Origin of the sequence: Streptomyces sp. NPDC093109 (assembly GCF_040701725.1) — a bacterium.
Lineage (GTDB): Bacteria > Actinomycetota > Actinomycetes > Streptomycetales > Streptomycetaceae > Streptomyces.
On record NZ_JBFBEZ010000003.1, the window covers coordinates 133,971 to 159,468 of the forward strand.

Here is a 25,498-nt window from a genome sequence, read left to right on the forward strand (position 1 = left end):
GCTCCGTAACCTCGGGATCATTCGGGCCCTACGTGGTTCCTTCGGGCCTGCTGAACTGCCCAGCATGGCAGCAAGGCGCGAGGGGCCGCGCCACGGGGTCCGCCCAGGGTGAGGGTGCGGACCCCGTACGGTGACAAAGGCGGTCAGCCCGTGCGATCAGCCCGAAGTGACCGGCAGGACCGAGCCCTTGTACCTGTCCTGGATGAACTTCGTGACCTCGGGCGAGGCGAGGAGCTTCACGAGTTTCCCGACGCGCGGGTCGTTCTCGTCGCCCTTCTTGACGGCGAGGACGTTCGCGTAGGGGTTGTTCTTCGGGGACTCCAGGAGGATGGCGTTCTTGGCGGGGCTGAACCCGGCGTCCTGGGCGTAGTTGTTGTTGATGACCGCGGCGTCCACGTCGTCGAGGGAGCGCGGGAGCTGGGCGGGTTCCAGCTCCTTGAACGTGAGCTTCTTCGGGTTGGCCGTGATGTCCGCGGGGGACGCGGTCGTTCCCGCGCCGTCCTTGAGCGTGATGAGGCCCTTGGCGGCGAGGAGTTTGAGTGCGCGTCCCTCGTTGGTGGTCTCGTTGGGTACGGCGACGGTGGCTCCGTCGGCGAGCTCGGCGATGTCGGTGATCTTCTTGGAGTACACGCCCATGGGCGGCAGGTACGCCTGGGCCACCGGGACCAGGTCGGTGCCCTTGGAGCTGTTGAACTCGTCGAGGAAGGGCTTGTTCTGGTACAGGTTCGCGTCGAGCGAGCCCTCCTGGAGCGCGGTGTTCGGGAGGACGTAGTCCGTGAACTCCTTGATCTCCAGCTTGAGTCCCGCCTTCTCGGCGAGGTCCTTCTTGATGTACGAGAGGACCTCGCCGGCCGGCACGGCGGTGGCACCGACGGTGAGGGTGTCGCTGTCACCGCCGCCGGAGCCGGAGCCCGAACCGCAGGCGGTCAGACCGAGGCCGAGGGCCAGGGCGGCGGCTGCCGCCGGGATGACGGGCTTGCGCATGGTGGGCCTTTCTCCGGGACCGGCGGGGTGTGTCAGAAGGACGGGAGGACGGAGCCCGCGTACTTGTCCTCGATGAACTTCTTGACCTCGGGCGAGGTGAGGAGCTTCGCGAGCTTCTCGACGCGCGGGTCCTTCTCGTTGCCCTCCTTGACGGCCAGGAAGTTGCCGTAGGGGTTGTCCTTCGGGGACTCCAGGACGAGGGCGTCCTTGGCGGGCTTGAGGTCCGCGGAGATGGCGTAGTTGCCGTTGATGACCGCGGCGTCCACGTCGTCCAGGGAGCGCGGGGTCTGGGCCGCCTCCAGCTCCTTGAACTTGAGGTTCTTGTCGTTCTTCGCGATGTCCTTGATGGTCGCGTCGTTGCCCGCGCCGTCCTTGAGGGTGATGATCCCGTTGGCGGCGAGGAGCTTGAGCGCGCGCGCCTCGTTGACCGTGTCGTTCGGGACGGCGATCGTGGCGCCGCTCTTGAGCTCGTCGACCTTCTTGATCTTGCTGGAGTAGAGGCCGAGCGGCTCCAGGTGCACCGTGACGACGGGCACGATGTGGGTGCCGTTCTTCTTGTTGAAGTCGTCGAGGTACGGCTGGTTCTGGAAGTAGTTGGCGCCGACGGACCCGTCCTCGGTCGCGGTGTTCGGGAGGACGTAGTCGGTGAACTCCTTGACCTCCAGGTCGAGTCCCGCCTTCTTCGCCAGGTTCTCCTTGACGAAGTTGAGGATCTCGGCGTGCGGGGTGGGGCTCGCGGCGACGATGAGCGGCTTGCTGGTGTCGGCGGCGGAGCCGGAGTCCTTGTCCGAGCCGCAGGCGGTGAGACCGAAGGTCAGGGCCCCGGCGGCGAGGACGGCGGTGGTGATCTTGACAGTATTACGCACGAAAAGTGCCTTTCCTGAGGATGTGTCGGCCCCGCACTCGGCAGGACCCGGCGCGGCGCGCCGTCGTGGAAGGTGTGAGGGAGAGGGTGGGAGGGGGCGAGGGGTGGTGGTCAGGCCGCCTTGCCGGCGTCCGCCGTCGCGGGTTCCCCGGCCTTGACCGGCCGGAGCTTCGGCGCCGTCCCGGAGTGTCCGCCGCGCCGGCGCAGCCTGCGGGCCGTGTGGTCCCCGGCGAACTGGATGACGGAGATGACCACGGCGAGGATCGCCACGGTGATCCACATCATTCCGGTCTCGAACCGCTGGTAGCCGTAGCGGATGGCGATGTCGCCGAGCCCGCCCGCGCCGACCGTGCCCGCCATCGCCGAGTAGCCGATGAGGGCGACGACGGTGGTGGTCGCGGAGGAGATGAGCGAGGGCAGCGATTCCGGTACGAGGACCTTGCGGACGATGGTCCAGGTGCTGCCGCCCATCGACTGCACGGCCTCGACGAGCCCGCCGTCCACCTCGTGGACAGCCGTCTCGACAAGGCGCGCGAAGAACGGGATGGCACCGACGGCGAGGGGGACGATGGCGGCCTCGCGGCCGATCGTCGTCCCGGTGATCAGCCGGGTGAAGCCCATCAGCGCGACCATCAGGATGATGAACGGCATCGAGCGGGCGACGTTCACGATCTGCCCGACGACCCTGTTCGCCACCACGTTCTGGAGCAGTCCGCCGCGGTCGGTGAGGACGAGCAGGATGCCGAGCGGCAGTCCGCCGACGACCGCGATGACGGTGGACCAGCCGACCATGTAGAGCGTGTCCCAACACGCCTGCGTGAGCAGGGGCTCCATCTCGGACCAGGTCACTTGGCACCGTCCTTCACCGGTTCGGGCGACTGGCCCGGGACATCGATCTGCAGGCCCTGTTCGCGCAGGAATCCGATCGGTACGACGTTCTCCTCGAAGCGGCCGGGCAGTTCGATGCGCATCCGGCCGATCTGCTTGCCGCCGACGGTGTCCATCGCGGCGCCCAGGATCGAGATGTCGATGTTGTAGACGCGTGCGAGCTGCGAGATCACGGGCTGGGTCGCCGCGTCGCCGTGGAAGGTCACATCGACGACGGTGCGGTCGTCGCCGGTGGCCTCCCCGCTGACCGGGAAGAGCGCGGCGGCCAGCGCGGAGCCGGGCGTGGCGAGCACTTCGGCGACCGTGCCCGACTCGACGATGCGGCCCTTCTCCATGAGCGCCGCCGAGTCGCAGATGGTCTTGACGACTTCCATCTCGTGCGTGATGAGCAGCACGGTCAGGCCCAGCTGCTGGTTGAGGTCGCGCAGCAGCTGGAGGATCGAGCGGGTGGTCTCGGGGTCGAGGGCGCTGGTCGCCTCGTCGGAGAGGAGCACCTTGGGGTCGCCGGCCAGGGCGCGGGCGATACCGACGCGCTGCTTCTGGCCGCCGGAGAGCTGGGCGGGGTAGGACCCGGCCTTGTCGGCGAGGCCGACCAGGTCGAGCAGTTCGAGGGCGCGGCGGGAGCGCTCCTGGCCGGAGACGCCGAGGATCTCCAGCGGGAGTTCGATGTTGCCCTTGACCGTGCGGGAGGAGAGCAGGTTGAAGTGCTGGAAGACCATGCCGATCGTGCTGCGCGCCCGGCGCAGCTCCTTGCCGGCCCGGCGGCCCCGGCCGGCGAGGGCGGTGAGGTCCTGGCCCGCCACGGTCACGGTGCCCGAGGTGGGGCGTTCGAGGAGGTTGACGCAGCGGATGAGGGAGGATTTCCCGGCGCCGCTCTGTCCCACGACGCCGAAGACCTCGCCCTCGCGGACATGCAGGTCGACGCCGTCGAGGGCGACGACCTCACGGCCGCCCGCCTGGGCGGACCGGTAGACCTTTGTCAGGCCCGTAGTGGTGATCACAGGGTTTCCGTCACTGTCGAGTGCGCGGCGAGGGGTGTGCCGGGCACGGGGCATTCGTCAGGGCCACGTCGCACGCTGACGCGGTGGGTGACCGCGGGCAGCGGGGTGCGCGGTTCTGGCCGGTTCGCGGGGCGGCCGGGCGCGGAGCGCGGCCGGGCTCCGGCGCGTACGGGCCGACGCGACCGCTCGGGGCGGCGTCGGTCGCTCGCTTCGGGGCGCGAGGCTCAGGCGGGGGCCCTCAGTGGGCGCACATTCGACACAGACAACGAGCACCGGGCGCGGTGATCGCCTCGGTCGCGGGGGCGCGGTAGCTCGTCGTGGTCATGCCGGTAAGTAAAACAGACATCAGGACCGCCATTCGAGGGCTGTCCGTATACCGGGACGATTCGTCGCGCCATATGGACAGCCGTCGAGGCGCGCCGGCCCGGGGCGGTGCGGTCAGCGGGCCGCCCGGATCTCCACTCCCCCGGCGGTGACCTGCACCGACAGGGCGGAGAGATCGGGAACGACGAGGTCGGCGAGGAGTTCGGCGCGCTCGTGCGTTGTGGTCAAGGCCACGGTCTTCATACCGGCCGCGCGCGCGGAGGCCAGCCCCGCCGGGGCGTCCTCGAAGACCACACAGCGGGCCGGGTCCACGCCGAGCCGCGCGGCCCCGAGCAGATAGGGCTCCGGGTCGGGCTTGCCGCGGGTGATGTCGTCGGCGGTGACCAGCGTCTTGGGCCGGATACCGGCCTCGGCGAGCCGCGCGTCGGCCAGCCGCCGGCCCGCGGAGGTGACCACGGCCCAGCGCTCGGCGGGCAGGGCGGCGAGCAGCTCGGCGGTGCCGGGCAGCAGCTCGACGCCGCCGGGGACGTCGTCGACCTCCAGCTGCTCGATCCGGGCCACGGCCGCCGCGACCTCGGCGGCGGGCAGCAGGTCGGCGGCTATCTCGGCGGCGGGGCGGCCGTGCAGCCCGACCCGGGCGAAGTCCTCGGCCGTGACGCCGTACTCCCGCGCCCAGCGGGTCCAGCAGCGGGTCACCGAGGCCAGGGAGGAGACAAGGGTTCCGTCGTTGTCGAACAGCAGGGCTTCGGCGTGGATCGTCATGTGCACCGACCTTACGGGGACGGGCCGACGGGCCGGGTTCTGGGTCCGGCGGTCCGGGCCCGGCAGAAAACGCGCGGACGGGACCTAATACCCTCGGGGGCATGCTTGTCGCCCTGACGGTCGCGCTCTCCGTGGCCGCGCTCGCCCTCGCCGCCTGGTGCGGTCACGCCGCCTACCGCGACCAGGCCACCAAGGACTGGCACTTCATCGGGATGGCCGTGGTGACGCTGCTGGCGCTCGGCCAGCTGGTGGTCGGGATCGTGGCGCTGGCGCGGGGCGAACAGGCGCACGACGGCTCGGTGATCTTCGTCTCGTATCTGCTCGGCGCCCTGCTCGCGGTGCCCGCGGCGGGCTTTCTGTCGCTCTCGGAGCGGACCCGCTGGGGCTCGGTCACGGTGGCGGCGGGGGCGGTCGTCCTGGCCGTCCTCGAAGTCCGGCTCCACGACATCTGGAAGGGCTGACCCATGGCGACGGAGCTGCCCGGATCCACGGACTCCGGCCCGGCCGCGCGGTCCGCGGATGCCCGGCTGATCAAGGGGCCCGGCCTGCTGCTGGTCTGGCTGTACGGCGTGATGTCGGTCGGCGCGGTCTCCCGGTCGGCATACCAGATCGCCACCGAGTTCGACCGCGCGCCGCTGGCCTACACGCTCTCCGCGGTCGCGGCCGTCGTCTACGTGTTCATCACGTACACGGTCGTCCGGGGCGGCGAGACCGCGCGCCGGATCGCGCTGGCGTGCTGCGCCGCCGAGCTGGTGGGGGTGGTGAGCGTCGGGACCTGGACGCTGGTGGAGCCCTCGGCGTTCTCCGACGCGACCGTCTGGTCGACGTACGGGATGGACTATCTCTTCATCCCGGTGCTGCTGCCCGTCACCGGCATCCTGTGGCTGCGGCGGCGGGCCGCGCCGGCCGGGACGTGACGTGTCCGGTGGCGGAATCCCCGGCGCCGCGCCCGCTCGCCGCGTGGCGCTCCATGACGCGGGGATCCCGCCCGCACCTCAGGCGCTGGCGGCGTAGGCCCCGGCGCCGGCCTCCTTCTCCAGGGTGACGAGCCGCAGCCGCGCCCCCGTCTCCTCGGTCGCCACGGGCGCGTAACCGCGGCTGCGGTAGAGCCGGAGGTTGCCCTCGCTGCGGTGGCCGGTGAAGAGCTGGAAGCGCACCGCGGCCGGATCGCCCGCGAACTGTGCCTCTATGGCGTCGAGAAGCCGCCCGCCGAGGCCGTGCCGGCGGAGCCGGGGATGGACGATGAGTTTGGCGATCCGGGCGGTGCCGGCCGCGTCGACCGAGCCGCGCACCGAGGCCACCACCTCGTCACCGAGGCGCGCCACCAGGGCGTGCCCGCGGTCGAGTTCGGCCCGTAGGTCGTCGAGGGTCTGGGTCAGCGGCTCGATGGTGTAGTCGCCGTACAGCTCTGCCTCGTTCTGATAGCACAGGTACTGGAGCTTGAGAATCTGTTCCGCGTCCTGCGCACTCGCCGCTGAGATGGTCACGCTCATGCCCATGTGTGCATGCCTCCCGCTCACTTGTCCGCCGATTGTCTAACGCTCCTTTCCCCAGGGTTCAGGAGCCGCAACCTCGGCCGCGAGCATTCTGCGGAGGCATCCCAGACATCTGGAGCGCAACGGCCCCAAACTGCCCTGTGACATACCCAACTCGCCCGCTATCTCCCGGTAGGTGGGGTCCCTCGGGGAGAGCATCGCGGTCAGGACCAGCGGACAGCGGCCGGGGGTGCGGTCGACCGCCGCGCGCAGGGCCCGCCGCCGGTCGGTGCGGAGCGCGGCGCGTTCGGGGTCGGACTCGGGGCCGGCGGCGGGTTCGTCGCGTCGGCACAGCAGCCGCTCCCGGGTGGCGGTCCGCCGGGCGCGGCGCGCCTCGGCCCGTACGACGTCCCGTACCCAGCGCGCGGGGTCGCCCGGCGCACCCGCGGCGGCCGGGCGCTCCAGCAGCCGCAGCCAGACGCCCTGTTCGAGGTCGCCGGGCTCGATCCCGGCCGACGGGGCCTCGGCCGCCGCCTCCGCCCGTACGAGCGGAAGCAGCGCGCGCACGAGCTCGGGCACTCCGGGCGCGGCCGGTACGGTCTCCGGCTGCCGGGCCGGGTGGGACGGTCGGGGCGGGGTGGCTCGTACTGACGTCATGCCCGGCGGGACGACACGGACCGCCGGGCGGTTGCTCCCCGGCCGGACAGTCACCCGACCGGGGCACCCGCGCTCAGCGGCTGACGAAGTCCGCGCGGGCCAGCAGCGCCGTGTCCGGCTGGTCGGCGAAGATGCCGTCGATGCCCTGTTCGAAGTACGCGCGGAACGCGCCGAAGGCGTCGCCGAACGCGTTCGGGTCCGTACCGCGCCGGAAGTCGGCGGGCAGGAAGGCGTTCTCGTTGCGCAGGGTGTACGGGTGGAGGAGGAGCTTCCGCGCGTGCGCGTCCCGGACCAGCGTGGTGGGCGTGGTGAGCCGGCCTGCCGCGTCCTTCGGGATGATCAGGTCGAGCGTGGGGCCGATGCCCTGCGCGAAGGACGCGATCCACTTGAGGCCCTCGGGCGTGACGAGGTCGGCGACCGTGCGCGGGTCGCCGCCGGTGAGGAGGTCCCAGGGCCGGCTGCCGGCGCCGCCGAGCAGCACGACGCGCGGCGCGGAGACCAGCTGGGCCATCCGCCGCATGCTGGTCGGCTCGAAGGACTGGAGGAAGATCGCGGAGTCGGCGCGGTCGCGTCCGTACCGGCGCAGCAGCTTGGCGAAGGGCTCCTCAAGGCCGAGGCCGAGGGAGCGGAAGTAGGTGGGGTGCTTGGTCTCGGTGTAGAGCCAGACGCGGCGGCCCAGGCGGCGGCCCTGCTCGTCCGCCCAGCGCAGCACCTCCTCGAAGGTGGGGATGGTCCAGCGGCCGTCGTAGAGGGTGTTGTGCGGGCGGTTGCCGGGGATGCGCTCCGTGGCGCGGAGGGTCTTCAGCTCGGCGAGGGTGAAGTCCTCGGTGAACCAGCCGGTGAGGGCGGTGCCGTCGATGGTCTTGGTGGTCCTGCGGCCGGCGAACTCGGGGTGGTCCGCGACATCCGTGGTGGCGGTGATGTCGTTCTCGTGCCGGCAGACGAGGTGGCCGTCCTTGGTGGGCACGAGGTCCTGCTCGATGATGTGCGCGCCGAGGTCGAGGGCGAGCTGGTACGAGCCGAGGGTGTGCTCCGGGCGGTAGCCGCTGGCGCCGCGGTGGCCGATGACCGTCGGGACGGGCAGATCCCGGCCCACCGGGCCGCCGTTGCCGCGGCCGGCGGCGGGAGCGGCGGCGGGAACGGCCGCGGGAGCGGTCTGCGCCGCGCGCGCCGTGGCGGCCGGCAGCGCCAGTGCGGCGGCCGGGCCGAGCACCGCCGCTCCGAGAACGGTCCGCCGGCCGGGCGTGTTCCGCGCACCCTGTGTCATGAACTCTCCTTGGTCTCGTGCTCGGTTGACATCGCGTGATCCCTTGAACGGGGCCCGAGCGTAGGCGGCCCCGCCGTCCGTCCGGGGGACCTCCGACGAACGCGGCGGTAACACAGGTCAACAGCGCGTATCCACTCCGTGAACCGGATGTGCGCCGGCCCCGGGCCGCGAGTACCGTACTCACCTGCGTGGTTTTACTAGGCCATCCAACAATCGCCCCATCGCACGGAGGACCCGTTGTCCCGCTTCGCGCTCATCAAGGCAGTGCTCGGACCGGTCATGCGCCTGATGTTCCGCACCCGGGTGGAGGGCGCCGAGAACATCCCCGGGGACGGTCCGGTGATCCTCGCCGGGAACCATCTGACGTTCATCGACTCGATGATCCTGCCGCTCGTCTGCAACCGTCAGGTGTTCTTCATCGGCAAGGACGAGTACGTCACGGGCAAGGGGCTCAAGGGCCGGTTCATGGCCTGGTTCTTCACCGGTGTCGGCATGATCCCGGTGGACCGCGACGGCGGCCGGGGCGGGGTCGCGGCGCTGATGACGGGCCGCCGGGTGCTGGAGCAGGGGAACATCTTCGGGATCTACCCGGAGGGCACCCGCTCCCCCGACGGCCGGCTCTACCGCGGCCGTACGGGCATCGCGCGGCTGACGCTGATGACGGGCGCGCCGGTGGTGCCGTTCGCGATGATCGGTACGGACAAGCTCCAGCCGAGCGGTTCCGGCATGCCGCGCTTCGGCAAGGTGACGGTGCGGTTCGGCAAGCCGATGGAGTTCTCCCGCTACGAGGGCATGGACCGGGACCGGTATGTGCTGCGCGCGGTGACGGACTCGGTGATGACCGAGGTGATGGGGCTGTCGGGGCAGGAGTACGTGGACATGTACGCCACGAAGGCGAAGGCGGCGTAGCGCCCGGGGGCGCCCCCGGGCGTACTCCGGGGGCGCCAAGCCTCAGTGCGGGCCGCCCTCGCTCTCCTCCAGCCGCTGGCCGCGCAGCAGGAACCACGCCGCGACCGCCGTGGCCAGCAGGACCACCGCGCCGATGCCCGAGGCCAGCCGCAGCCCGTCGACGAACGCGCCCTGGGCCGCCGCCAGCAGTTCGGCGCCGGTCCGTCCGGGGAGTCCGGCCGCCACGTCGACCGCGCCGCCGAGGGATTCGTGCGCGGCCGAGGCCACGTCCGCCGGGACGCCGGGCGGGGTGGCGAAGTCCCGGTAGACGCCGGTGACGATCGAGCCGAGCAGCGCGATCCCGAGGGCCGCGCCGAGTTCGTACGCCGTCTCCGAGACCGCCGAGGCGGCGCCGGCCTGTTCCTTGGGGACGCTGGAGAGGATCACATCGGCGGTGACGGTGAAGGAGAACCCCGCGCCGACCCCGACGACCAGCAGCACCGCGCCCAGCAGCGGATAGCCGGTCTGCTGGCTGATCCCGGTCAGCACGGCGAGGGACACCCCGATCGCCCCGAGACCGCCGGCCACCACGGCCCGTACGGAGAACCGGCGCGCGGCCCGCCCGGCGAGCAGCCCGGTCACCACCGCGCCGACCGCGGCGGGCAGTTCGGCGAGCCCGGCCTCCAACGGTCCCCGGCCCTGGACCAGTTGGAGATACTGCGACAGGAAGAAGACCAGTCCGGACAGGCCGAGGATGGTCAGCAGGTCCGCCAGGACCGCGCCGGAGAAGCCCCGGTGGTGGAAGAGCCGCACGTCGAGCAGCGGGGACGGCAGGGTGAGCTGGCGCCGTACGAACCAGTACAGCGCGCCCGCGCCCAGCAGCCCCGTCACGGCGACGTCCCAGCGCACGCCGTGCGCGGCGGCCTCCTTGATCGCGTACACCACCCCGACGATCCCGATCAGCGAGAGCAGTACGCTGACGATGTCCCAGGGGCCGGGGGCGGGGTCCTTCGACTCGGGCAGGGTCTTGAATCCGACGATCACCAGGACCGCCATCACGGGCAGGTTGATCAGGAAGACCGAGCCCCACCAGAAGTGCTCCAGCAGGAACCCGCCGACGACCGGGCCGACCGCCGCGCCCGCCGAGGCCGTCGCGCCCCAGATCCCGATGGCGAGGCTGCGCTCCCTGGGGTCGTGGAAGAGGTTGCGGATCAGCGCGAGGGTGGCGGGCATCAGGGTCGCGCCCGCGACCCCCAGCAGCGCCCTGGCCACGATCATCATCTCGGCGCTGGTCGCGTAGGCGTTGAGCACGGAGAGCCCGCCGAACGCGACCGCGCCCGTCAGCAGCAGCTTCTTGCGGCCGATCCGGTCGCCGAGGCTGCCCATGGAGACCAGGAGTCCGGCGATGACGAAGGAGTAGATGTCGCCGATCCACAGCAGCTGGGTGCCCGACGGCTTGAGGTCCTCGCTGAGGAACGGGGTCGCCAGGCCCAGGACCGTGGCGTCCACGGCCACCAGCAGCACGGCGAGCACCAGCACGGACAGCGCGAGCCACCGCCCGGGGCGGGGGCTCTGCTCGCTCTCCGCCGCCGCCCGGTAGGTGCTGGTCATCTCTTCACACTCCGGTGTACGCCGCCGAGCAGCAACTCGACGATCATGTGCTGGAAGTCCTTGCGGGCGACCCGGCCGTCCTGGATGGACCAGGAGGCGGAGCTGATGAGCCCGTAGAGGGCGTCGGTGAGCCAGACATGGCTGAGGTCGATCCGGAAGACGCCCTCCTCCTGGCCGCGCTGGAAGAGCGCGGAGAAGCGGGCGTCGATCCGGGCCCAGCCGTCGTAGACCTCGCCCTCGAAGAGCTGGTTCTCGGTGAGCAGGAAACTGAGCAGCCCGGCGGCGGGCTCCACGCACGCGACGAGCCGCCGCAGCGCCTCGTCCGCCGTGCCCTCGTCGAGCCGGGCGGCGTCCAGCGCCGTCTCCATCTCCTGGATGCCGAGCCTCTCCAGCGCCCGGATGAGCGCGTCCCGCCCGGCGAAATGCCGGTGCAGCGTCGCCCGCCCCATCCCGGCGGCCCGCGCGACCTCGTCCATCGTCGCGGTGGGCCTGCGGGTGAGCAGCGCGGCGGCGGTGCGCAACATCTGTTCACGGTCGACTGTCATGAGTCGACCATAACCCGAATGAGACATCAATGTCTCACCCCATACGAGAACTCCTCGGGAGCCCCGGTGAAACCCCTTCTCCTCCTCGACGTCGACGGCCCGCTCAATCCGTACGGGGCCCTGTCGTCGGCGCGCCCGCCGGCCGGCTACGCGCGGCACCGGATGCGGCCTTCGGCCTGGACCGAGGACCGGCCGCTGCCCGTACTCCTCAACCCGGAGCACGGTGCCCGGCTGCGCGCGCTCGCCGGCCTGTACGACCTGGTCTGGGCCACCACCTGGGAGGCGGACGCCAACGTGTGGATCGGGCCGCGGCTCGGGCTGCCGGAGCTGCCGTACATCGCCTGGCCCCCGATACGCGAAAAGGCCCCTCGCGGGACCTTCTGGAAGACGCGGTACGTCCTGGAGTACGCGGCCGGGCGGCCGTTCGCGTGGGCCGACGACGAGATCACCGCGTACGACCGCGAGTGGGTCGCCCAACGGCATCTCGCCGCCGCCCACTTGGTGCGGGTCGATCCCGGGACCGGGCTGCTCCCGGGGGACTTCGACGCGCTCGCGCGGTGGGCGGCGGCGCTGTAGCCGGCCGGGGGTGTCCTACTTCTTGGCGTCGGCCCAGGCGTGCTGTATCACCAGGTCGGCCTTGACCTCGGAGAGCTGGACGGCGACGGCGGAGGGGGCGGTGCCGCCCCGGCCGTTGCGGGAGGCCAGGGAGCCGGGGACGTTGAGGACCGAGCGGACGTCCGGGGTGAGGTGCTCGGAGATCTTCGCGAACTGCGCGTCCGTCAGCTCGTTCAGCTCGATGCCGAGCGCCTCGCACTCCTTGACGCACTCGCCCGCGACCTCGTGCGCGACCCGGAACGGCACACCCTGCCGTACCAGCCACTCGGCGATGTCCGTGGCGAGCGAGAAGCCGGCCGGGGCCAGCGCCTCCATGCGCTCGCGGTGGACGGTGAGGGTCGCCATCATGCCGGTGAAGGCGGGCAGCAGGACCTCCAGCTGGTCGCAGGAGTCGAAGACCGGCTCCTTGTCCTCCTGGAGGTCGCGGTTGTACGCGAGCGGCAGCGCCTTCAGCGTGGCCAGCAGCCCGGTCAGATTGCCGATCAGCCGGCCGGACTTGCCGCGCGCCAGCTCCGCGATGTCCGGGTTCTTCTTCTGCGGCATGATCGACGAGCCGGTGGAGAACGCGTCGTGGAGGGTGACGAAGGAGAACTCCTTCGTGTTCCAGAGGATGATCTCCTCCGCGATCCGCGACAGGTTGACGCCGATCATCGCCGTGATGAAGGCGAACTCCGCGACGAAGTCACGCGAGGCCGTGCCGTCGATGGAGTTGCCCACCGAGCCGCGCTCGAAGCCGAGGTCCGCGGCGACCGCCTCGGGGTCCAGACCCAGCGAGGACCCGGCCAGCGCACCGGAGCCGTACGGCGAGACCGCGGTGCGCTTGTCCCACTGCCGCAACCGCTCCGCGTCCCGGGACAGCGACTGGACGTGCGCCAGCGTGTGGTGGGCGAAGAGCACGGGCTGCGCGTGCTGGAGGTGGGTGCGGCCCGGCATGGCGACGTCCCCGTGCGCCTCCGCGAGGCCGACCAGCGCGTCCTGGAGGTCGGCGATCAGGCCGCCGATGATCCGGGCGTGGTCGCGCAGGTACATCCGGAAGAGCGTGGCGACCTGGTCGTTGCGGGACCGGCCGGCCCGCAGCTTGCCGCCGAGGTCGGCGCCGAGCCGCTCCAGCAGCCCGCGCTCCAGCGCCGTGTGGACGTCCTCGTCGGCGACCGTACCCACGAAGGAGCCGTCGGCGACGTCCGCCTCCAGCTGGTCGAGCCCGGCCACCATGCGGGTCAGTTCGTCGGCGGTGAGCAGCCCCGCCTTGTGCAGCACCCGCGCGTGCGCGCGGGAGCCGGCGATGTCGTACGGCGCGAGCCGCCAGTCGAAGTGGACCGAGGCCGAGAGGGCCGCCAGCGCGTCCGACGGGCCGTCGGCGAACCGGCCGCCCCACAGCCGGACATCACCGTTGTTGCTGCTCACTGCTGCTCCTTGGAGAGGTCGGAGAGGTCGGGACAGACGTCCGCCTCCCCGCCGTGCGGGACGGGGAGGCGGACTGTCGAACGAGTGGGGATCAGCTGAGGTCACGCCGGGCGGCGATCTTCGCGGAGAGGCCGAAGATCTCGATGAATCCCTGCGCCTTGGACTGGTCGAAGGTGTCGCCCGAGTCGTAGGTGGCGAGGTTGAAGTCGTACAGCGACTGGTCGGACTTCCGGCCGGTGACGACGGCGCGGCCACCGTGCAGGGTCATCCGGATGTCACCGGTGACGTGCTGGTTGGCCTCGTTGATGAAGCCGTCCAGGGCCCGCTTGAGCGGCGAGAACCACAGGCCGTCGTAGACGATCTCGCCCCAGCGCTGCTCGACCTGCCGCTTGTAGCGGGCCAGCTCGCGCTCGACGGTGACGTTCTCCAGCTCCTGGTGCGCGGTGATCAGCGCGATGGCGCCGGGCGCCTCGTAGATCTCCCGGGACTTGATGCCGACGAGCCGGTCCTCGACCATGTCGATCCGGCCGATGCCCTGGGCGCCGGCCCGCTCGTTGAGCTGCTGGATCGCCTGGAGGACGGTGACGGGCCTGCCGTCGATGGCGACCGGGACGCCCGCCTCGAAGGAGATGACGACCTCGTCGGCCTCACGCGGGGTGGCGGGGTTGGAGGTGTACTCGTACACGTCCTCGATCGGGGCGTTCCAGATGTCCTCCAGGAAGCCCGTCTCGACAGCGCGCCCGAAGACGTTCTGGTCGATGGAGTACGGGGACTTCTTGGTGGTCGCGATCGGGAGGTTCTTCTCCTCGCAGAAGGCGATCGCCTTGTCTCGGGTCATCGCGTAGTCACGGACCGGGGCGATGCACTTCAGGTCGGGGCCGAGCGCGGTGATGCCGGCCTCGAAGCGCACCTGGTCGTTGCCCTTGCCGGTGCAGCCGTGGGCGACCGTGCCGGCGCCGTGCTTCTGCGCGGCGGCGACGAGGTGCTTGACGATCGTCGGCCGGGAGAGGGCGGAGACCAGCGGGTAACGGTCCATGTAGAGGGCGTTGGCCTTGATCGCGGGGAGGCAGTACTCCTCGGCGAACTCGTCCTTGGCGTCCGCGACCTCGGCCTCGACCGCACCGCAGGCGAGCGCGCGCTTGCGGATGACGTCCAGGTCCTCGCCGCCCTGGCCGACGTCCACGGCAACGGCGATGACCTCGGCGCCCGTCTCCTCGGCGATCCAGCCGATGGCGACGGAGGTGTCCAGGCCGCCCGAATAGGCGAGTACGACGCGCTCGGTCACGGGTTTCTCCTTACGATGCATTCGCTGATGAGCATAACTATGCACCGCTCCGTATGATTCGTCAATCCGGTACCGGATGTTGATCTTCCAAGAGATGTTTAAGAGATGTTCGTGAATCGTTGAACGCGGAGCCCGGCAGCCTCGTACCCCTCACCGAACGCAGGCGCCGCGTTGTTCGTCACCCGAGGAGCGCCGTCCGGTCACCACCGGGCGGCTCCTCTCCCACCTTCTTGATCCGAGTGAGGTTTCCGCATGTCCAGGGGTCTTGCGAAGTACAACAAGCGCCGTGTCCTCATCGCGGGCGGTGCGGCGGCGGTCGTCCTGTCCGGAGCGGTGATCGCGACCAACGCGATGGCCGGCGAGGAGTCCAACGGGACGAAGGCGACGCTCGGCACGGTGAACTGCCCCGCGGTCGCGCCGGCCCTGCCCGCGATCCCGGCCTCGGCCCAGGCCGAGATCGACCGCAACCTCGTTCTCCTGGAGACGCAGATCGCCGAGGCGAACCAGCGCCTCGCCACCTCCGTCGGGCAGGGCGGCCCCAACTTCGCCCAGAACGCGATCGTCGGCCCGCTGAAGGACAAGCGCGTCGCCACCATCAACCGCATGGCCACCGCCATCGGCCGCACCGCCGCCAAGCCCGAACTGGCCGTCGACGCCCTCGCCACCTGCACCCTGAACGCCGGAGGCACGGCCAACCAGCCGGCCGCGGGCGCCTCGACACCCGCCGCGGGCAACGCCGGCAACGGCAACGCGGGCAACACCGGGAACAGCACGAACGCGGGCGCGGCCGGTACGGTCAACTGCCCCGCCGTCGCCCCGAGCCTGCCCGCGATCCCCGCCTCCGCGCAGGCCGAGATCGACCAGAACCTCACCCTCCTCAACACCCAGATCTCCGAGGCCAACCAGCGCCTGATCAACACGGTCGGCCAGGGCGGCCCGAACTTCATCCAGAACGCGATCCTCGGCCCGCTGAAGGACAAGCGCGTCGCGACCATCAACCGCATGGCCACCGCCATCGGCCGCGCCGCCGCCAAGCCCGAGCTGCCGGTCGACTCGCTCGCCACCTGCACCCTGAACGCGGGAGGCGCGGCCGAGCAGCCCGCCTCCACCGCTCCGGCGAACGGCAACAACGGCAACGCCGGGAACAACGGAAACGCCGGCAACGCGGGTAACGGCAACGCGGGCAACAACGCCAACGCCGGCGCGGTCGGTACGGTCAACTGCCCGGCCGTCGCCCCGAGCCTGCCCGCGATCCCGGCCTCCGCGCAGGCCGAGGTCGACCAGAACCTCGCCCTCCTCAACACCCAGATCGCCGAGGCCAACCAGCGCCTGATCGACACCGTCGGCCAGGGCGGCGCCAACTTCGTGCAGAACGCGATCGTCGGCCCGCTGAAGGACAAGCGCGTCGCCGTCATCAACCGCATCGCGACCGCCATCGGCCGCGCCGCCGCCAAGCCCGAGCTGCCGGTCGACTCGCTCGCCACCTGCACCCTGAACAGCTGAGCCGGCCGAACCCGCTGATCAGCTGAGCATCTGAGACACCCACGCGAAGGGGGCCGTCTCCGGGACTTCCCGGGGCGGCCCCCTTCCCGCGCGCCCCGCCACCGCCCCGCCCGCCCGTACGGACCGATCTCGCCGCGTTCGGCGCAGCGCGCGGGCCCGCCGGGAGGCCGCCGCCGGGGCAGGCGCTTACGGTCCGGTCCATGCGCACCGCTCTCGTACTCGCCGCCGCCCTGCTCACCGCCGTCACCGGAACGGCCGCCGCACCGGCCGCAGGCGCACCCGCTCCCGTCGCCCCCGCAGTCGCCGCAGTCGCCGCCGAAGACGCCGAATACACCCAGCTGATCACCGCCGAGGCCCCCGGCACCACGTCCACCACCGGCCTGCTGACCTGGTGGGACCGGCGCGACGGCCGCTGGGAGGCGGTGGGCTCGGCGCCCGCCAGGTTCGGCGCGGGCGGGCTCGTGGACGGCTCGTCCCGTACCCAGGGCACCTCGACCACCCCGACCGGCGTGTATGACCTGCCGTACGCGTTCGGCCTCGCGCCGAGGCCCGCGGGGACGCGCTACGGCTACCGCCCGGTGACCGGCGCGTCCTGGTGGTGCCAGGACAACGCGTCGCGCGCGTACAACCGCTGGGTGGAGGGCCTCCCCCAGGACTGCCGGGCCACCGAGGCCGAGCGGCTCGCCGATTATCCGGGGCAGTACGACCTCGGTCTGGTGATCGGCTTCAACTACCGTCAGCCGGTGCGCGGCCGGGGCGCCGGGATCTTCCTTCATGTCAACGGCCGTGGCGCGACGGCCGGTTGTGTCTCCGTGTCGGAGGACGCGATGCGCGCCGTACTGGCCTGGGCGGACCCGGAACGGCACCCCCGGATCGCGATCTCGGCAGGAAACAGCCTCATGGGCTGATCTCCGCCACTCCCTCCGTTCCCGGACGAACAGCGGATATGGCCCCGCCATTTGAACCCGCGGGCACTCAAATCCGTATCGCCGGGCACGGAGGAAGAGTTGAGGTGCGGTTCCCGTGGCGATGATGCACAACGGCAGGGCGGCCAGAAGGCAGACCCTGCGCGCGATACGCCCGCAGCGGTCGGGGGCGCTCCCCCTGCTGGTGGCGTGCTGGGCAGGGGCGGCGGCCGTCATGGCGCTGTGGTGGGAGAACACCGCGGTCGTCCATATGGACCTGGCGGAGTGGCTGACCGGAGCGGGCCGGCTGACCGGCCTGCTCGCCGGGTACGGCATCGCGATCGTGATGCTGCTGATGGCCCGGGTGCCCGCGCTGGAGCGGCGGGTGGGCTCCGACCGGGTGGCGCGCTGGCACGCGATGAGCGGCCGGTACGCGATCAGCCTGATGATCGCGCACGCGCTGCTGATCACCGGGGGGTACGCGACCCAGGCGAACTCGGGTTTCCTGCCCCAGCTCGTCGATGTCGTGACGGACTTCCCCCGGATGATCGAGGCGACGATCGGCACGGTGCTCTTCCTGGTGATCGGCTTCGTCTCGGCGGGGATGGTGCGCCGGAAGCTGTCGTACGAGACCTGGTACTACCTGCATCTGCTGACGTATGTCGCGGTCTATCTGACGTTCTGGCACCAGCTGGCCACCGGCACCGAGTTCGTCGGCAACGCGGCGGCCCGCACGGCCTGGTACGTGCTGTACGGCGCGGCGGGCGCGCTGCTGGTCTGGTACCGGATGCTGACGCCGATCCGGCTGAACCTGCGCCACCGGATGCGGGTCGAGTCGACCGTGCACGAGGCGCCGGGTGTCGTCTCCGTACTGATCACGGGGCGCCGGCTGCACCGGCTGGGCGCGCAGCCCGGTCAGTTCTTCCGCTGGCGGTTCCTCACCGACGGACTGCGCTGGAGCTCCAATCCGTACTCCCTGTCGGCGCCGCCCCGGCCCGATCTGCTGCGGATCACCGTCAAGGCGAACGGCGAGCACAGCGAGGCCCTGGCCCGTCTTGAGCCCGGCACTCCGGTCTGGGCCGAGGGTCCGTACGGCGCGATGACGGCGGCCAGGCGCAGCCAGGAGAAGGTGCTGATGATCGCGGGCGGCGCCGGCATCACCCCGATGCGGGCGCTGTTCGAGACGCTGCCCGGGGAGCCGGGCGATCTGACGCTGCTCTACCGGGCCAACAAGACCGAGGACCTGGCGCTCTGGCGCGAGCTGCGCGAGATCGCGTCGGCGCGCGGGGCGCGGCTGCTGTACGCGGTCAACGGTCCGGACGGGGTACGCCCCGAGATCACCCCGGAGCGGCTGCGCGAGCTGCTCCCGGACATCGGCGACCACGACGTCTATGTCTGCGGGCCGACGGGACTGGCCCGCCAGTCGTACGAGGCGCTGCGCGAGGCGGGCGTGCCCACGCGCCATATCCACCACGAGTCCTTCGAGATGTGAGGCAGACGATGAAGAGGAAGCACCCGCTGCGGCGGATCATGATCGGTGTAGCCGCGACCGCGTCGGGCGTCGTTCTGCTGCTCGCCCTGAAGCAGCCCGGCGGCACCCCGGTGGCCGGGGCCCCGCCGCAGACCGGTACGGGGGTCGCCGCCGCGGTCGGCGGCGTGGCCGGCGCGACGGGCGGTCAGACCGTGCTGGGGAACGCCGTGGACACCCAGTACGGCCCGGTGCAGGTGCGGATCACCATGGAGAACGGGAAGATCACCAAGGCGGAGGCGGTGCAGGCGCCGAACTCCGACGCCCGCAGCCAGTCCGTCACGGCGGACGCGGTGCCCAAGCTCAACCAGGCGGCGGTGACGGCGCAGAGCGCCCAGGTCGACGCCGTCTCCGGAGCCAGCTACACCAGCAAGGGCTACCAGGAGTCGCTCCAGAGCGCCCTGGACAAGGCGGGTACGGGCGGTGGCTCGTCGACGCCGTCCGCGCCGGCCGACGGCGGGGACACGGACGGGGACACGGGCGGGGGCGTGGACACGGGCACCGACGCCGGTGGCGCGACCGGCGACGCGTCGGGCGGCGTGGCGGACGGCTCCGGCGGGGCCACCACCCCGGAGGCCCCCGCGGCGCCCCCCGCGGACACCGGCCCGCGAACGGTGCTGGGGAACGCCGTGAACACCCAGTACGGCACCGTGCAGGTGCAGATCACCGTGGAGAGCGGCCGGATCACGAAGTCGGACGCGGTCCAGGCGCCGAACTCCGACGCCCGCAGCCAGTCCGTCTCCGCCGACGCCGTACCCAAGCTCAACCAGGCGGCGGTGACGGCGCAGAGCGCCCAGGTCGACGCCGTCTCCGGAGCCAGCTACACCAGCAGGGGCTACCAGGAGTCCCTTCAGAGCGCCGTCGACAAGGCGGGCCTCTGATGGAGCCGGAGACCGGGAACCGGCTGCGCCATGTCGAGGAGTCGATGGGCACGGTCTTCTCGTTCGACATCCGCGGGATACAGGACGAGGCGCGGGTGCACGCCGGGCTCCAGGCGGCCGTGGCCTCCCTGCACCGCGCGGACGAGGTCTTCTCCACGTACCGGCCCGACAGTCAGATCATGCGGCTGGGCCGGGGGGAGCTGGCGCTGTCCGGCTGTGTGACGGAGGTGCCCGAGGTGCTGGACCTGTGCGCCGTGGCGGAGCGGGAGAGCGACGGGTGGTTCACCACCGGGTACGCGGGCGGGCTGGACCCGACGGGGCTGGTCAAGGGCTGGGCGGTGGAGCGGGCCGTCCGGATGATCACCTCGTCCGGGGCCTCCTCGGTCTGCCTGAACGGCGGCGGTGACATCCAGCTGACCGGCGGCCCCTGGCGGGTGGGCATCGCCGACCCGCTGAACCCCGGCGCCCTGGCCCTGGTCGTGGAGAGCCGGGACGGCGGCCTGGGCGTGGCCACCTCGGGCCCGGCCGAGCGCGGCTGCCACATCGTCGACCCGCACACCGGCGAGCCACCGGCCACCGCGCTGGCCTCCGTCACCGTGGTCTGCGCGGCCGGCCTGACCACGGCGGACGTCCGGGCGACGGCGGCGTACGCGATGGGCGGGCGGGCCAGGGACTGGCTGGAGTCCCTGCCGGACACCGAGGGCTTCGCCATCGCGGCGGACGGCACCACGTGGACGACGAGCGGCTTCCACCGCCACACGGCCACGACGACGGGGGCGCGCGCGTAGCGGTTCGGGCGCCGACACGTACCGTACGTACGCGGCGCCGTTGCACGCGGCGTCCCGGGCCGCAGCCGGCCGGGCGGCGGCCGACGCCGTACCGCGCGTCCGCACGCGGCCAGGCCAGTACGTACGGCCCCGAGGCCACCCGGCGGCGTACCGTGCGGGCCCGCGTGTCCGGACCGGCATCCGGCCCGGAGGGCGGTACGCCCCGCACCCGCGGCGCGCCCGGCTGCGTACCGCCCCGAGATCGCCCACCGGCGCGGCGGGCACAACGTTCGGCCCGTGGGCCGACGTTCGCACGTACGGCGCGGACCGGCGACGGGCGGCACGGCCCCGCGCCGGACCCGCCGCCCGCCGCCCGCCGCCCAAGGCGGTCAGCGGTCGTTCTGGGCCAGTTTCAGTACGTGGTCCGCGAGCGCCTGGCCGCCCGTCGGGTCGCGGCTGATCAGCATCAGGGTGTCGTCGCCCGCGATCGTGCCGAGGATGTCGCTCAGCTCGGCCTGGTCGATGGCCGAGGCGAGGAACTGGGCCGCGCCCGGCGGGGTGCGCAGGACCACGAGGTTGGCGGACGCCTCGGCGGAGATGAGGAGTTCACCGGCGAGCCGGCGCATGCGCTCCTCCTTCGCCGACTCGCCGAGCGGCGCGTGCGGGGTGCGGTAGCCGCCCTCGCTGGGGACCGCGTAGATCAGCTCGCCGCCGGTGTTGCGGATCTTGACCGCGCCCAGTTCGTCCAGGTCGCGGGAGAGCGTCGCCTGGGTGACGCTCAGCCCGTCGTCGGCGAGCAGCTTCGCCAACTGGCTCTGGGAGCGCACCGGCTGCCGGTTCAGGATGTCAACGATCCGGCGGTGGCGGGCGGTTCTCGTCTGCGGCACGGACTGCCCGCCGTGCTCGTTCCCCTGGGCCTCGGTCATCGTCGTCTCATTCTCCTGATCGTCCGTTCCCCCGCGCGTCGTCGAGGATGCCGGGCAGTGCCCGGAGCAGCGCGTCCACCTCACGGTCACCGGCGATCAGCGGAGGCATCAGCCGGATGACGTCGGAGGCGGGCGCGTTCACCAGGAACCCGGCTTCCTGAGCCGCCTGTTGCACGCGGGGTGCGAGTGGCTCGGTGAGCACGATACCCAGGAGCAGCCCCGCGCCACGGACATGGGAGACCAGCGGGTGGCCGAGGGCCTCGGCGCCGTCCCGTACCTTCTCGCCGAGCCGCTTGACCTCGTCGAGGCGGCCGTCGGCGGCGAGCACGTCGAGCACGGCGAGTCCGGCGGCGGAGGCGACGGGGTTACCGCCGAACGTCGTACCGTGCTGGCCGGGCTTGAGCAGGTCGGCGGCCGGTCCGAAGGCGAGGGTCGCGCCGAGGGGCAGTCCGCCGCCGAGGCCCTTGGCGAGGGTGACGACATCGGGCTCGACGCCCTGGTGGGCCTGGTACGCGAACCACTGCCCCGTTCTGCCGATGCCCGTCTGGACCTCGTCCAGTACGAGCAGGGTGCCGGTCGCGCGGGTGATCTCCCTGGCGGCCTCCAGATAGCCCTTGGGCGGCACGACGACGCCGTTCTCGCCCTGGATGGGCTCGATGATCACGAGGGCCGTCTCCTCGGTGACGGCGGCGCGCAGCGCCTCGGCGTCCCCGTACGGCACATGCGTCACCTCGCCGGGCAGCGGCAGGAAGGGTTCCCGCTTGCCGGGCTGGCCGGTGAGGGCGAGCGCGCCCATGGTGCGGCCGTGGAAGCCGCCCGTGGTCGCGACCATGTGCTGACGGCCCGTCAGGCGGCCGATCTTGAAGGCGGCTTCGTTGGCCTCGGCGCCCGAGTTGCAGAAGTAGACACGGCCCGGCCGGCCGGCGAGCTGGATCAGCCGCTCGGCGAGGGCGATGGGCGGCTCGGCGAGGTAGAGGTTGGAGACATGCCCGAGGGAGGCGATCTGCCGGGAGACGGCCTCGACGACGGCCGGATGGGCGTGGCCGAGCGCGTTCACCGCGATCCCGCCGACGAAGTCGGTGTACGGGGTCCCGTCGGCGTCCCAGACGGTGGTGCCCTCGCCGCGTACGAGGGAGAGCGCGGGCGTGCCGTAGTTGTCGGCCATGACGCTCCGCCAGCGCCGCGCGAGGTCCTCGTTGCCGGTCATTTCGCGCTCCTTCCGTCAGGTGTGGCGTCCTGTGCGACTTGTTCGTCAGGCCCGTCCGGCACGACCATCGTGCCGATGCCGTCGTTCGTGAAGATCTCCAGCAGGATCGAGTGCTGGACCCGGCCGTCGAGCACGCGCGCGGTGGTGACACCGTTGCGCACGGCGAACAGGCAGCCCTCCATCTTCGGCACCATGCCGCTGGAGAGTTCGGGCAGCAGTTTCTCCAGCTCGGTGGCGGTGAGCCGGCTGATGACGTCGTCGCTGTGGGGCCAGTCCTCGTAGAGGCCCTCGACGTCGGTGAGGACCATCAGGGTCTCGGCGCCGAGGGCGGCGGCGAGCGCGGCGGCGGCCGTGTCGGCGTTGACGTTGTAGACGTGCCCGTCGTCGGCGCTGCGCGCGATGGAGGAGATGACGGGGATCCGGCCGTCGGCGAGGAGCGCCTCGATGGCGCCCGTGTCGATCGCGGTGATCTCACCGACCCGGCCGATGTCGACGCGTTCGCCGTCGATGAGCGGCCGGTGCCGGACGGCGCTGATGGTGTGCGCGTCCTCGCCGGTCAGGCCGACGGCGAGCGGCCCGTGCTGGTTGAGCAGCCCGACCAGCTCGCGCTGGACCTGGCCGGCCAGCACCATCCGTACGACGTCCATCGCCTCGGGCGTGGTGACCCGCAGCCCGGCCTTGAACTCGCTGACCAGGCCGTGCCGGTCGAGCTGGGCGTTGATCTGAGGGCCGCCGCCGTGCACGACGACCGGCTTGAGGCCGGCCTGCCGCAGGAAGACGACGTCCTGGGCGAAGGCGGCCTTGAGGTCCTCGTCGATCATGGCGTTGCCGCCGAACTTGATGACGACGGTCCTGCCGTGGTGGCGGGTGAGCCAGGGCAGTGCCTCGACGAGGATCTGGGCCTTGGGCAGCGCGGTGTGCTTGCGGGCGCTCATGAGCTGTACGCGCTGTTCTCGTGGACGTAGTCGGCGGTGAGGTCGTTGGCCCAGATGACCGCCGACTCCGTACCGGCCGCGAGGTCGGCGGTGATGCGGACCTCCCGGTACCGCATGTCGACCAGGTCGCGGTCCTCGCCGACGGAGCCGTTCTTGCAGACCCAGACGTCGTTGATGGCCACGTTGAGCTGGTCGGGGTCGAAGGCGGCCGAGGTGGTGCCGATGGCGGAGAGCACCCGGCCCCAGTTGGGGTCCTCGCCGTGGATGGCGCACTTGAGGAGGTTGTTGCGGGCGATGGAGCGGCCAACCTCGACGGCGTCGTCCTCGGTCGCGGCGTTGATCACCTCGATCCGGATGTCCTTGGAGGCGCCCTCGGCGTCGCCGATCAGCTGGCGGGCCAGGTCGGCGCAGACGGTACGGACGGCCTCGGCGAACGCGTCGTGCTCCGGGACCGCGCCGGACGCGCCGGAGGCGAGCAGCAGCACGGTGTCGTTGGTCGACATGCAGCCGTCGGAGTCGACCCGGTCGAAGGTCGTACGGGTGGCGGCGCGCAGCGCGGTGTCCAGCGCGGGGGCGTCGAGGTCGGCGTCGGTGGTGAGGACGACGAGCATGGTGGCGAGGCCGGGGGCGAGCATGCCCGCGCCCTTGGCCATGCCGCCGACGGTCCAGGCCACGCCGTCGGCGGTGGTGCCGCCCGCGACGGCGGTCTTGTGGACGGTGTCGGTGGTCTTGATGGCGATCGCGGCCTTCTCGCCGCCGTGCGCGGAGAGTTCGCCGGCGGCCTTCTCGATGCCGGGGAGGAGCTTGTCCATGGGGAGGAGCAGGCCGATGAGGCCGGTGGAGGCGACGGCGATCTCGCCGGCGCTGTGTCCTGCCAGGACCTCGGCGGTCTTCTCGGCGGTGGCGTGGGTGTCCTGGAAGCCCTGGGGGCCGGTACAGGCGTTGGCGCCGCCGGAGTTGAGGACGACGGCGGTGACGGCGCCGCCCTTGAGCACCTGCTCGGACCAGAGGACGGGGGCGGCCTTGACCCGGTTGGAGGTGAAGACACCGGCGGCGGCGCGGCGCGGGCCCTCGTTGACCACGAGCGCCAGGTCGGGGCCGCCGTTCTCCTTGATTCCCGCGGCGATGCCCGCCGCCGTGAATCCCTGCGCTGCGGTGACGCTCAAGGTGCCACTCCGATCGTGGAGAGTCCGGTGTCCTCGGCGATTCCGAGGGCGATGTTCATGCTCTGCACCGCGCCGCCTGCGGTGCCCTTGGTGAGGTTGTCGATGGCGCTGATCGCGATGATCCGTCCGGCGGTCGCGTCGTACGCGACCTGGATCTGGGCGGCGTTCGAGCCGTACACGGAGGCGGTGGCGGGCCACTGCCCCTCGGGCAGGAGCCGGACGAACGGCTCGTCGTCGAAGGCCTTCTCGTACGCGGCCCGCACGTCCCTGGCCGTCGTGCCGGGGCGCGCCTTGACGGAGCAGGTGGCGAGGATGCCGCGCGCCATGGGGGCGAGGGTGGGGGTGAAGGAGACGGTGACCGGCTCCCCGGCGGCGGCGCTGAGGTTCTGGATCATCTCGGGGGTGTGCCGGTGGCCGCCGCCGACGCCGTAGGGGGTCATGGAGCCCATGACCTCCGAGCCGAGCAGATGCGGCTTGGCTGCCTTGCCCGCCCCTGAGGTGCCGGACGCGGCGGTGATGACGGCCTCCGGCTCGGCGAGACCGGCGGTGTACGCGGGGAAGAGCGCGAGGGAGACGGCGGTGGGGTAGCAGCCGGGTACCGCGATCCGCTTGCTCCCGGCCAGCGCGGCGCGCCCGCCCGGCAGCTCGGGCAGCCCGTACGGCCAGGTCCCGGCGTGCTCGGAGCCGTAGAACCGCTCCCAGTCGCCGGCGTCCTTCAGCCGGAAGTCGGCCCCCATGTCGACGACGAGCACCTCGTCCCCGAGCTGCTCGGCGACGGCGGCGGACTGCCCGTGCGGCAGCGCGAGGAACACGACGTCATGCCCGGCGAGCGCCTCGGCGGTGGTCTCCGCGAGCACCCGGTCGGCCAGCGGCGCCAGATGCGGCTGAAGCCCCCCGAGCCGCTGCCCGGCGCTGGAGTTGCCGGTGAGAACACCGACCTCGATCCCGGGATGCCCGAGCAGCAGCCGGAGAACTTCCCCGCCCGCGTATCCGCTCGCCCCGGCCACCGCGGCGCGTAGAACACGTACAGCCATCGAAAAACCCTCCTCAGCGATGGCATGACTATACGTAGCGATGCAGTTTTATGCAATGGGTATGCGGCCCGCCCC

General features: G+C 71.8%; 25 protein-coding genes and 1 pseudogene. 9 read left to right on the forward strand and 17 right to left on the reverse strand.

The features are described from left to right. Positions 1–156: 156 nt before the first annotated feature. The 5 genes from AB0389_RS04940 to AB0389_RS04960 form a co-directional block, all read right to left on the reverse strand. Complete coding sequence (locus AB0389_RS04940) at positions 157–984, reverse strand: MetQ/NlpA family ABC transporter substrate-binding protein (protein ID WP_366393896.1); 828 nt, start codon at positions 982–984, stop codon at positions 157–159. 32 nt (positions 985–1,016) lie between these two features. Next, positions 1,017–1,850, reverse strand: coding sequence for a MetQ/NlpA family ABC transporter substrate-binding protein (locus tag AB0389_RS04945; protein WP_366393897.1), 834 nt, complete (start codon positions 1,848–1,850; stop codon positions 1,017–1,019). Between the two features lie 110 nt (positions 1,851–1,960). After that, complete coding sequence (locus AB0389_RS04950; RefSeq protein ID WP_366393898.1) at positions 1,961–2,698, reverse strand: methionine ABC transporter permease; 738 nt, start codon at positions 2,696–2,698, stop codon at positions 1,961–1,963. Continuing rightward, positions 2,695–3,738, reverse strand: a complete 1,044-nt coding sequence (locus AB0389_RS04955) for an ATP-binding cassette domain-containing protein (RefSeq protein ID WP_366393899.1) — start codon at positions 3,736–3,738, stop codon at positions 2,695–2,697. Before AB0389_RS04955 ends, AB0389_RS04950 begins: the two co-directional genes overlap by 4 nt. Before the next feature lie 438 nt (positions 3,739–4,176). Further along, complete coding sequence (locus tag AB0389_RS04960; protein WP_366393900.1) at positions 4,177–4,824, reverse strand: HAD family hydrolase; 648 nt, start codon at positions 4,822–4,824, stop codon at positions 4,177–4,179. Positions 4,825–4,925: 101 nt separating this feature from the next. Here AB0389_RS04960 and AB0389_RS04965 point away from each other — a divergent pair, with 101 nt between their 5' ends. Beyond that, positions 4,926–5,285 carry a hypothetical protein gene (locus AB0389_RS04965; protein WP_366393901.1) on the forward strand — a complete coding sequence of 120 codons (360 nt, stop codon included), beginning with the start codon at positions 4,926–4,928 and terminating at the stop codon, positions 5,283–5,285. Positions 5,286–5,288: 3 nt separating this feature from the next. Then, positions 5,289–5,741, forward strand: a complete 453-nt coding sequence (locus AB0389_RS04970; protein WP_366393902.1) for a hypothetical protein — start codon at positions 5,289–5,291, stop codon at positions 5,739–5,741. A gap of 78 nt (positions 5,742–5,819) precedes the next feature. On the opposite strand, the gene AB0389_RS04975 is transcribed toward AB0389_RS04970, so the two are convergent. The 3 genes from AB0389_RS04975 to AB0389_RS04985 all read right to left on the reverse strand — a co-directional run bounded on the left by AB0389_RS04975 (position 5,820) and on the right by AB0389_RS04985 (position 8,223). Next, a complete protein-coding gene (locus tag AB0389_RS04975; protein WP_366393903.1) occupies positions 5,820–6,323 on the reverse strand; it encodes a GNAT family N-acetyltransferase in 504 nt (167 codons plus the stop codon). 36 nt (positions 6,324–6,359) lie between these two features. Further along, positions 6,360–6,956, reverse strand: a complete 597-nt coding sequence (locus AB0389_RS04980) for a sigma-70 family RNA polymerase sigma factor (protein ID WP_366393904.1) — start codon at positions 6,954–6,956, stop codon at positions 6,360–6,362. A gap of 73 nt (positions 6,957–7,029) precedes the next feature. After that, complete coding sequence (locus tag AB0389_RS04985; protein ID WP_366393905.1) at positions 7,030–8,223, reverse strand: glycerophosphodiester phosphodiesterase; 1,194 nt, start codon at positions 8,221–8,223, stop codon at positions 7,030–7,032. A 279-nt stretch (positions 8,224–8,502) separates the two neighbouring features. Here AB0389_RS04985 and AB0389_RS04990 point away from each other — a divergent pair, with 279 nt between their 5' ends. Further along, positions 8,503–9,132, forward strand: coding sequence for a lysophospholipid acyltransferase family protein (locus AB0389_RS04990; protein WP_366394081.1), 630 nt, complete (start codon positions 8,503–8,505; stop codon positions 9,130–9,132). 42 nt (positions 9,133–9,174) lie between these two features. Here AB0389_RS04990 and AB0389_RS04995 read toward each other — a convergent pair whose 3' ends face one another. Both AB0389_RS04995 and AB0389_RS05000 read right to left on the reverse strand, forming a co-directional pair. Continuing rightward, entirely contained in the window at positions 9,175–10,722 is a 1,548-nt protein-coding gene (locus AB0389_RS04995) for an MFS transporter (RefSeq protein WP_366393906.1), read from the reverse strand. Continuing rightward, on the reverse strand, positions 10,719–11,267 hold the full coding sequence (locus tag AB0389_RS05000) for a TetR/AcrR family transcriptional regulator (protein ID WP_366393907.1): 549 nt from the start codon (positions 11,265–11,267) through the stop codon (positions 10,719–10,721). The genes AB0389_RS04995 and AB0389_RS05000 overlap by 4 nt, the downstream gene beginning before the upstream one ends. 66 nt (positions 11,268–11,333) lie before the next feature. Between AB0389_RS05000 and AB0389_RS05005 the strand changes: the two genes are divergently transcribed. Further along, positions 11,334–11,843 (forward strand): hypothetical protein, encoded by a 510-nt coding sequence (locus AB0389_RS05005; RefSeq protein ID WP_366393908.1) that lies wholly within the window; start codon positions 11,334–11,336, stop codon positions 11,841–11,843. Between the two features lie 15 nt (positions 11,844–11,858). Here the strand turns inward: AB0389_RS05005 and argH are convergent, their stop codons facing one another. Beyond that, the gene (gene argH, locus AB0389_RS05010) at positions 11,859–13,286 is read right to left on the reverse strand and encodes an argininosuccinate lyase (protein ID WP_366393909.1); all 1,428 of its coding nucleotides are present in this window, start codon (positions 13,284–13,286) and stop codon (positions 11,859–11,861) included. Between the two features lie 91 nt (positions 13,287–13,377). Continuing rightward, complete coding sequence (locus tag AB0389_RS05015) at positions 13,378–14,571, reverse strand: argininosuccinate synthase (RefSeq protein WP_366393910.1); 1,194 nt, start codon at positions 14,569–14,571, stop codon at positions 13,378–13,380. Between the two features lie 252 nt (positions 14,572–14,823). On the opposite strand from AB0389_RS05015, the pseudogene AB0389_RS05020 reads away from it, so the two are divergent. The 5 genes and pseudogenes from AB0389_RS05020 to AB0389_RS05040 all read left to right on the forward strand — a co-directional run. Further along, positions 14,824–15,648: pseudogene (locus AB0389_RS05020) on the forward strand (hypothetical protein); the annotation flags it as partial. 626 nt (positions 15,649–16,274) lie between these two features. After that, on the forward strand, positions 16,275–16,982 hold the full coding sequence (locus AB0389_RS05025; RefSeq protein ID WP_366393911.1) for a L,D-transpeptidase family protein: 708 nt from the start codon (positions 16,275–16,277) through the stop codon (positions 16,980–16,982). Positions 16,983–17,103: 121 nt separating this feature from the next. Beyond that, the gene (locus AB0389_RS05030) at positions 17,104–18,471 is read left to right on the forward strand and encodes a ferredoxin reductase family protein (protein ID WP_366394082.1); all 1,368 of its coding nucleotides are present in this window, start codon (positions 17,104–17,106) and stop codon (positions 18,469–18,471) included. A gap of 8 nt (positions 18,472–18,479) precedes the next feature. Continuing rightward, positions 18,480–19,388 (forward strand): FMN-binding protein, encoded by a 909-nt coding sequence (locus AB0389_RS05035; RefSeq protein WP_366393912.1) that lies wholly within the window; start codon positions 18,480–18,482, stop codon positions 19,386–19,388. After that, complete coding sequence (locus tag AB0389_RS05040) at positions 19,388–20,176, forward strand: FAD:protein FMN transferase (protein ID WP_366393913.1); 789 nt, start codon at positions 19,388–19,390, stop codon at positions 20,174–20,176. The genes AB0389_RS05035 and AB0389_RS05040 overlap by 1 nt, the downstream gene beginning before the upstream one ends. A 368-nt stretch (positions 20,177–20,544) precedes the next feature. On the opposite strand, the gene AB0389_RS05045 is transcribed toward AB0389_RS05040, so the two are convergent. From AB0389_RS05045 to argC, 5 genes are read right to left on the reverse strand one after another with little or no spacing between them, the layout of a single operon-like run. Next, entirely contained in the window at positions 20,545–21,081 is a 537-nt protein-coding gene (locus tag AB0389_RS05045) for an arginine repressor (RefSeq protein ID WP_366393914.1), read from the reverse strand. Positions 21,082–21,088: 7 nt separating this feature from the next. After that, positions 21,089–22,288, reverse strand: a complete 1,200-nt coding sequence (locus AB0389_RS05050) for an acetylornithine transaminase (RefSeq protein WP_366393915.1) — start codon at positions 22,286–22,288, stop codon at positions 21,089–21,091. Next, complete coding sequence (gene argB, locus AB0389_RS05055; protein ID WP_366393916.1) at positions 22,285–23,223, reverse strand: acetylglutamate kinase; 939 nt, start codon at positions 23,221–23,223, stop codon at positions 22,285–22,287. The genes AB0389_RS05050 and argB overlap by 4 nt, the downstream gene beginning before the upstream one ends. Continuing rightward, positions 23,220–24,389 (reverse strand): bifunctional glutamate N-acetyltransferase/amino-acid acetyltransferase ArgJ, encoded by a 1,170-nt coding sequence (gene argJ / locus AB0389_RS05060; RefSeq protein WP_366393917.1) that lies wholly within the window; start codon positions 24,387–24,389, stop codon positions 23,220–23,222. Before argJ ends, argB begins: the two co-directional genes overlap by 4 nt. Next, positions 24,386–25,423: an N-acetyl-gamma-glutamyl-phosphate reductase gene (gene argC, locus AB0389_RS05065; protein ID WP_366393918.1), complete on the reverse strand. Its 1,038-nt coding sequence runs from the start codon at positions 25,421–25,423 to the stop codon at positions 24,386–24,388. The genes argJ and argC overlap by 4 nt, the downstream gene beginning before the upstream one ends. Between the last annotated feature and the right edge of the window lie 75 nt (positions 25,424–25,498).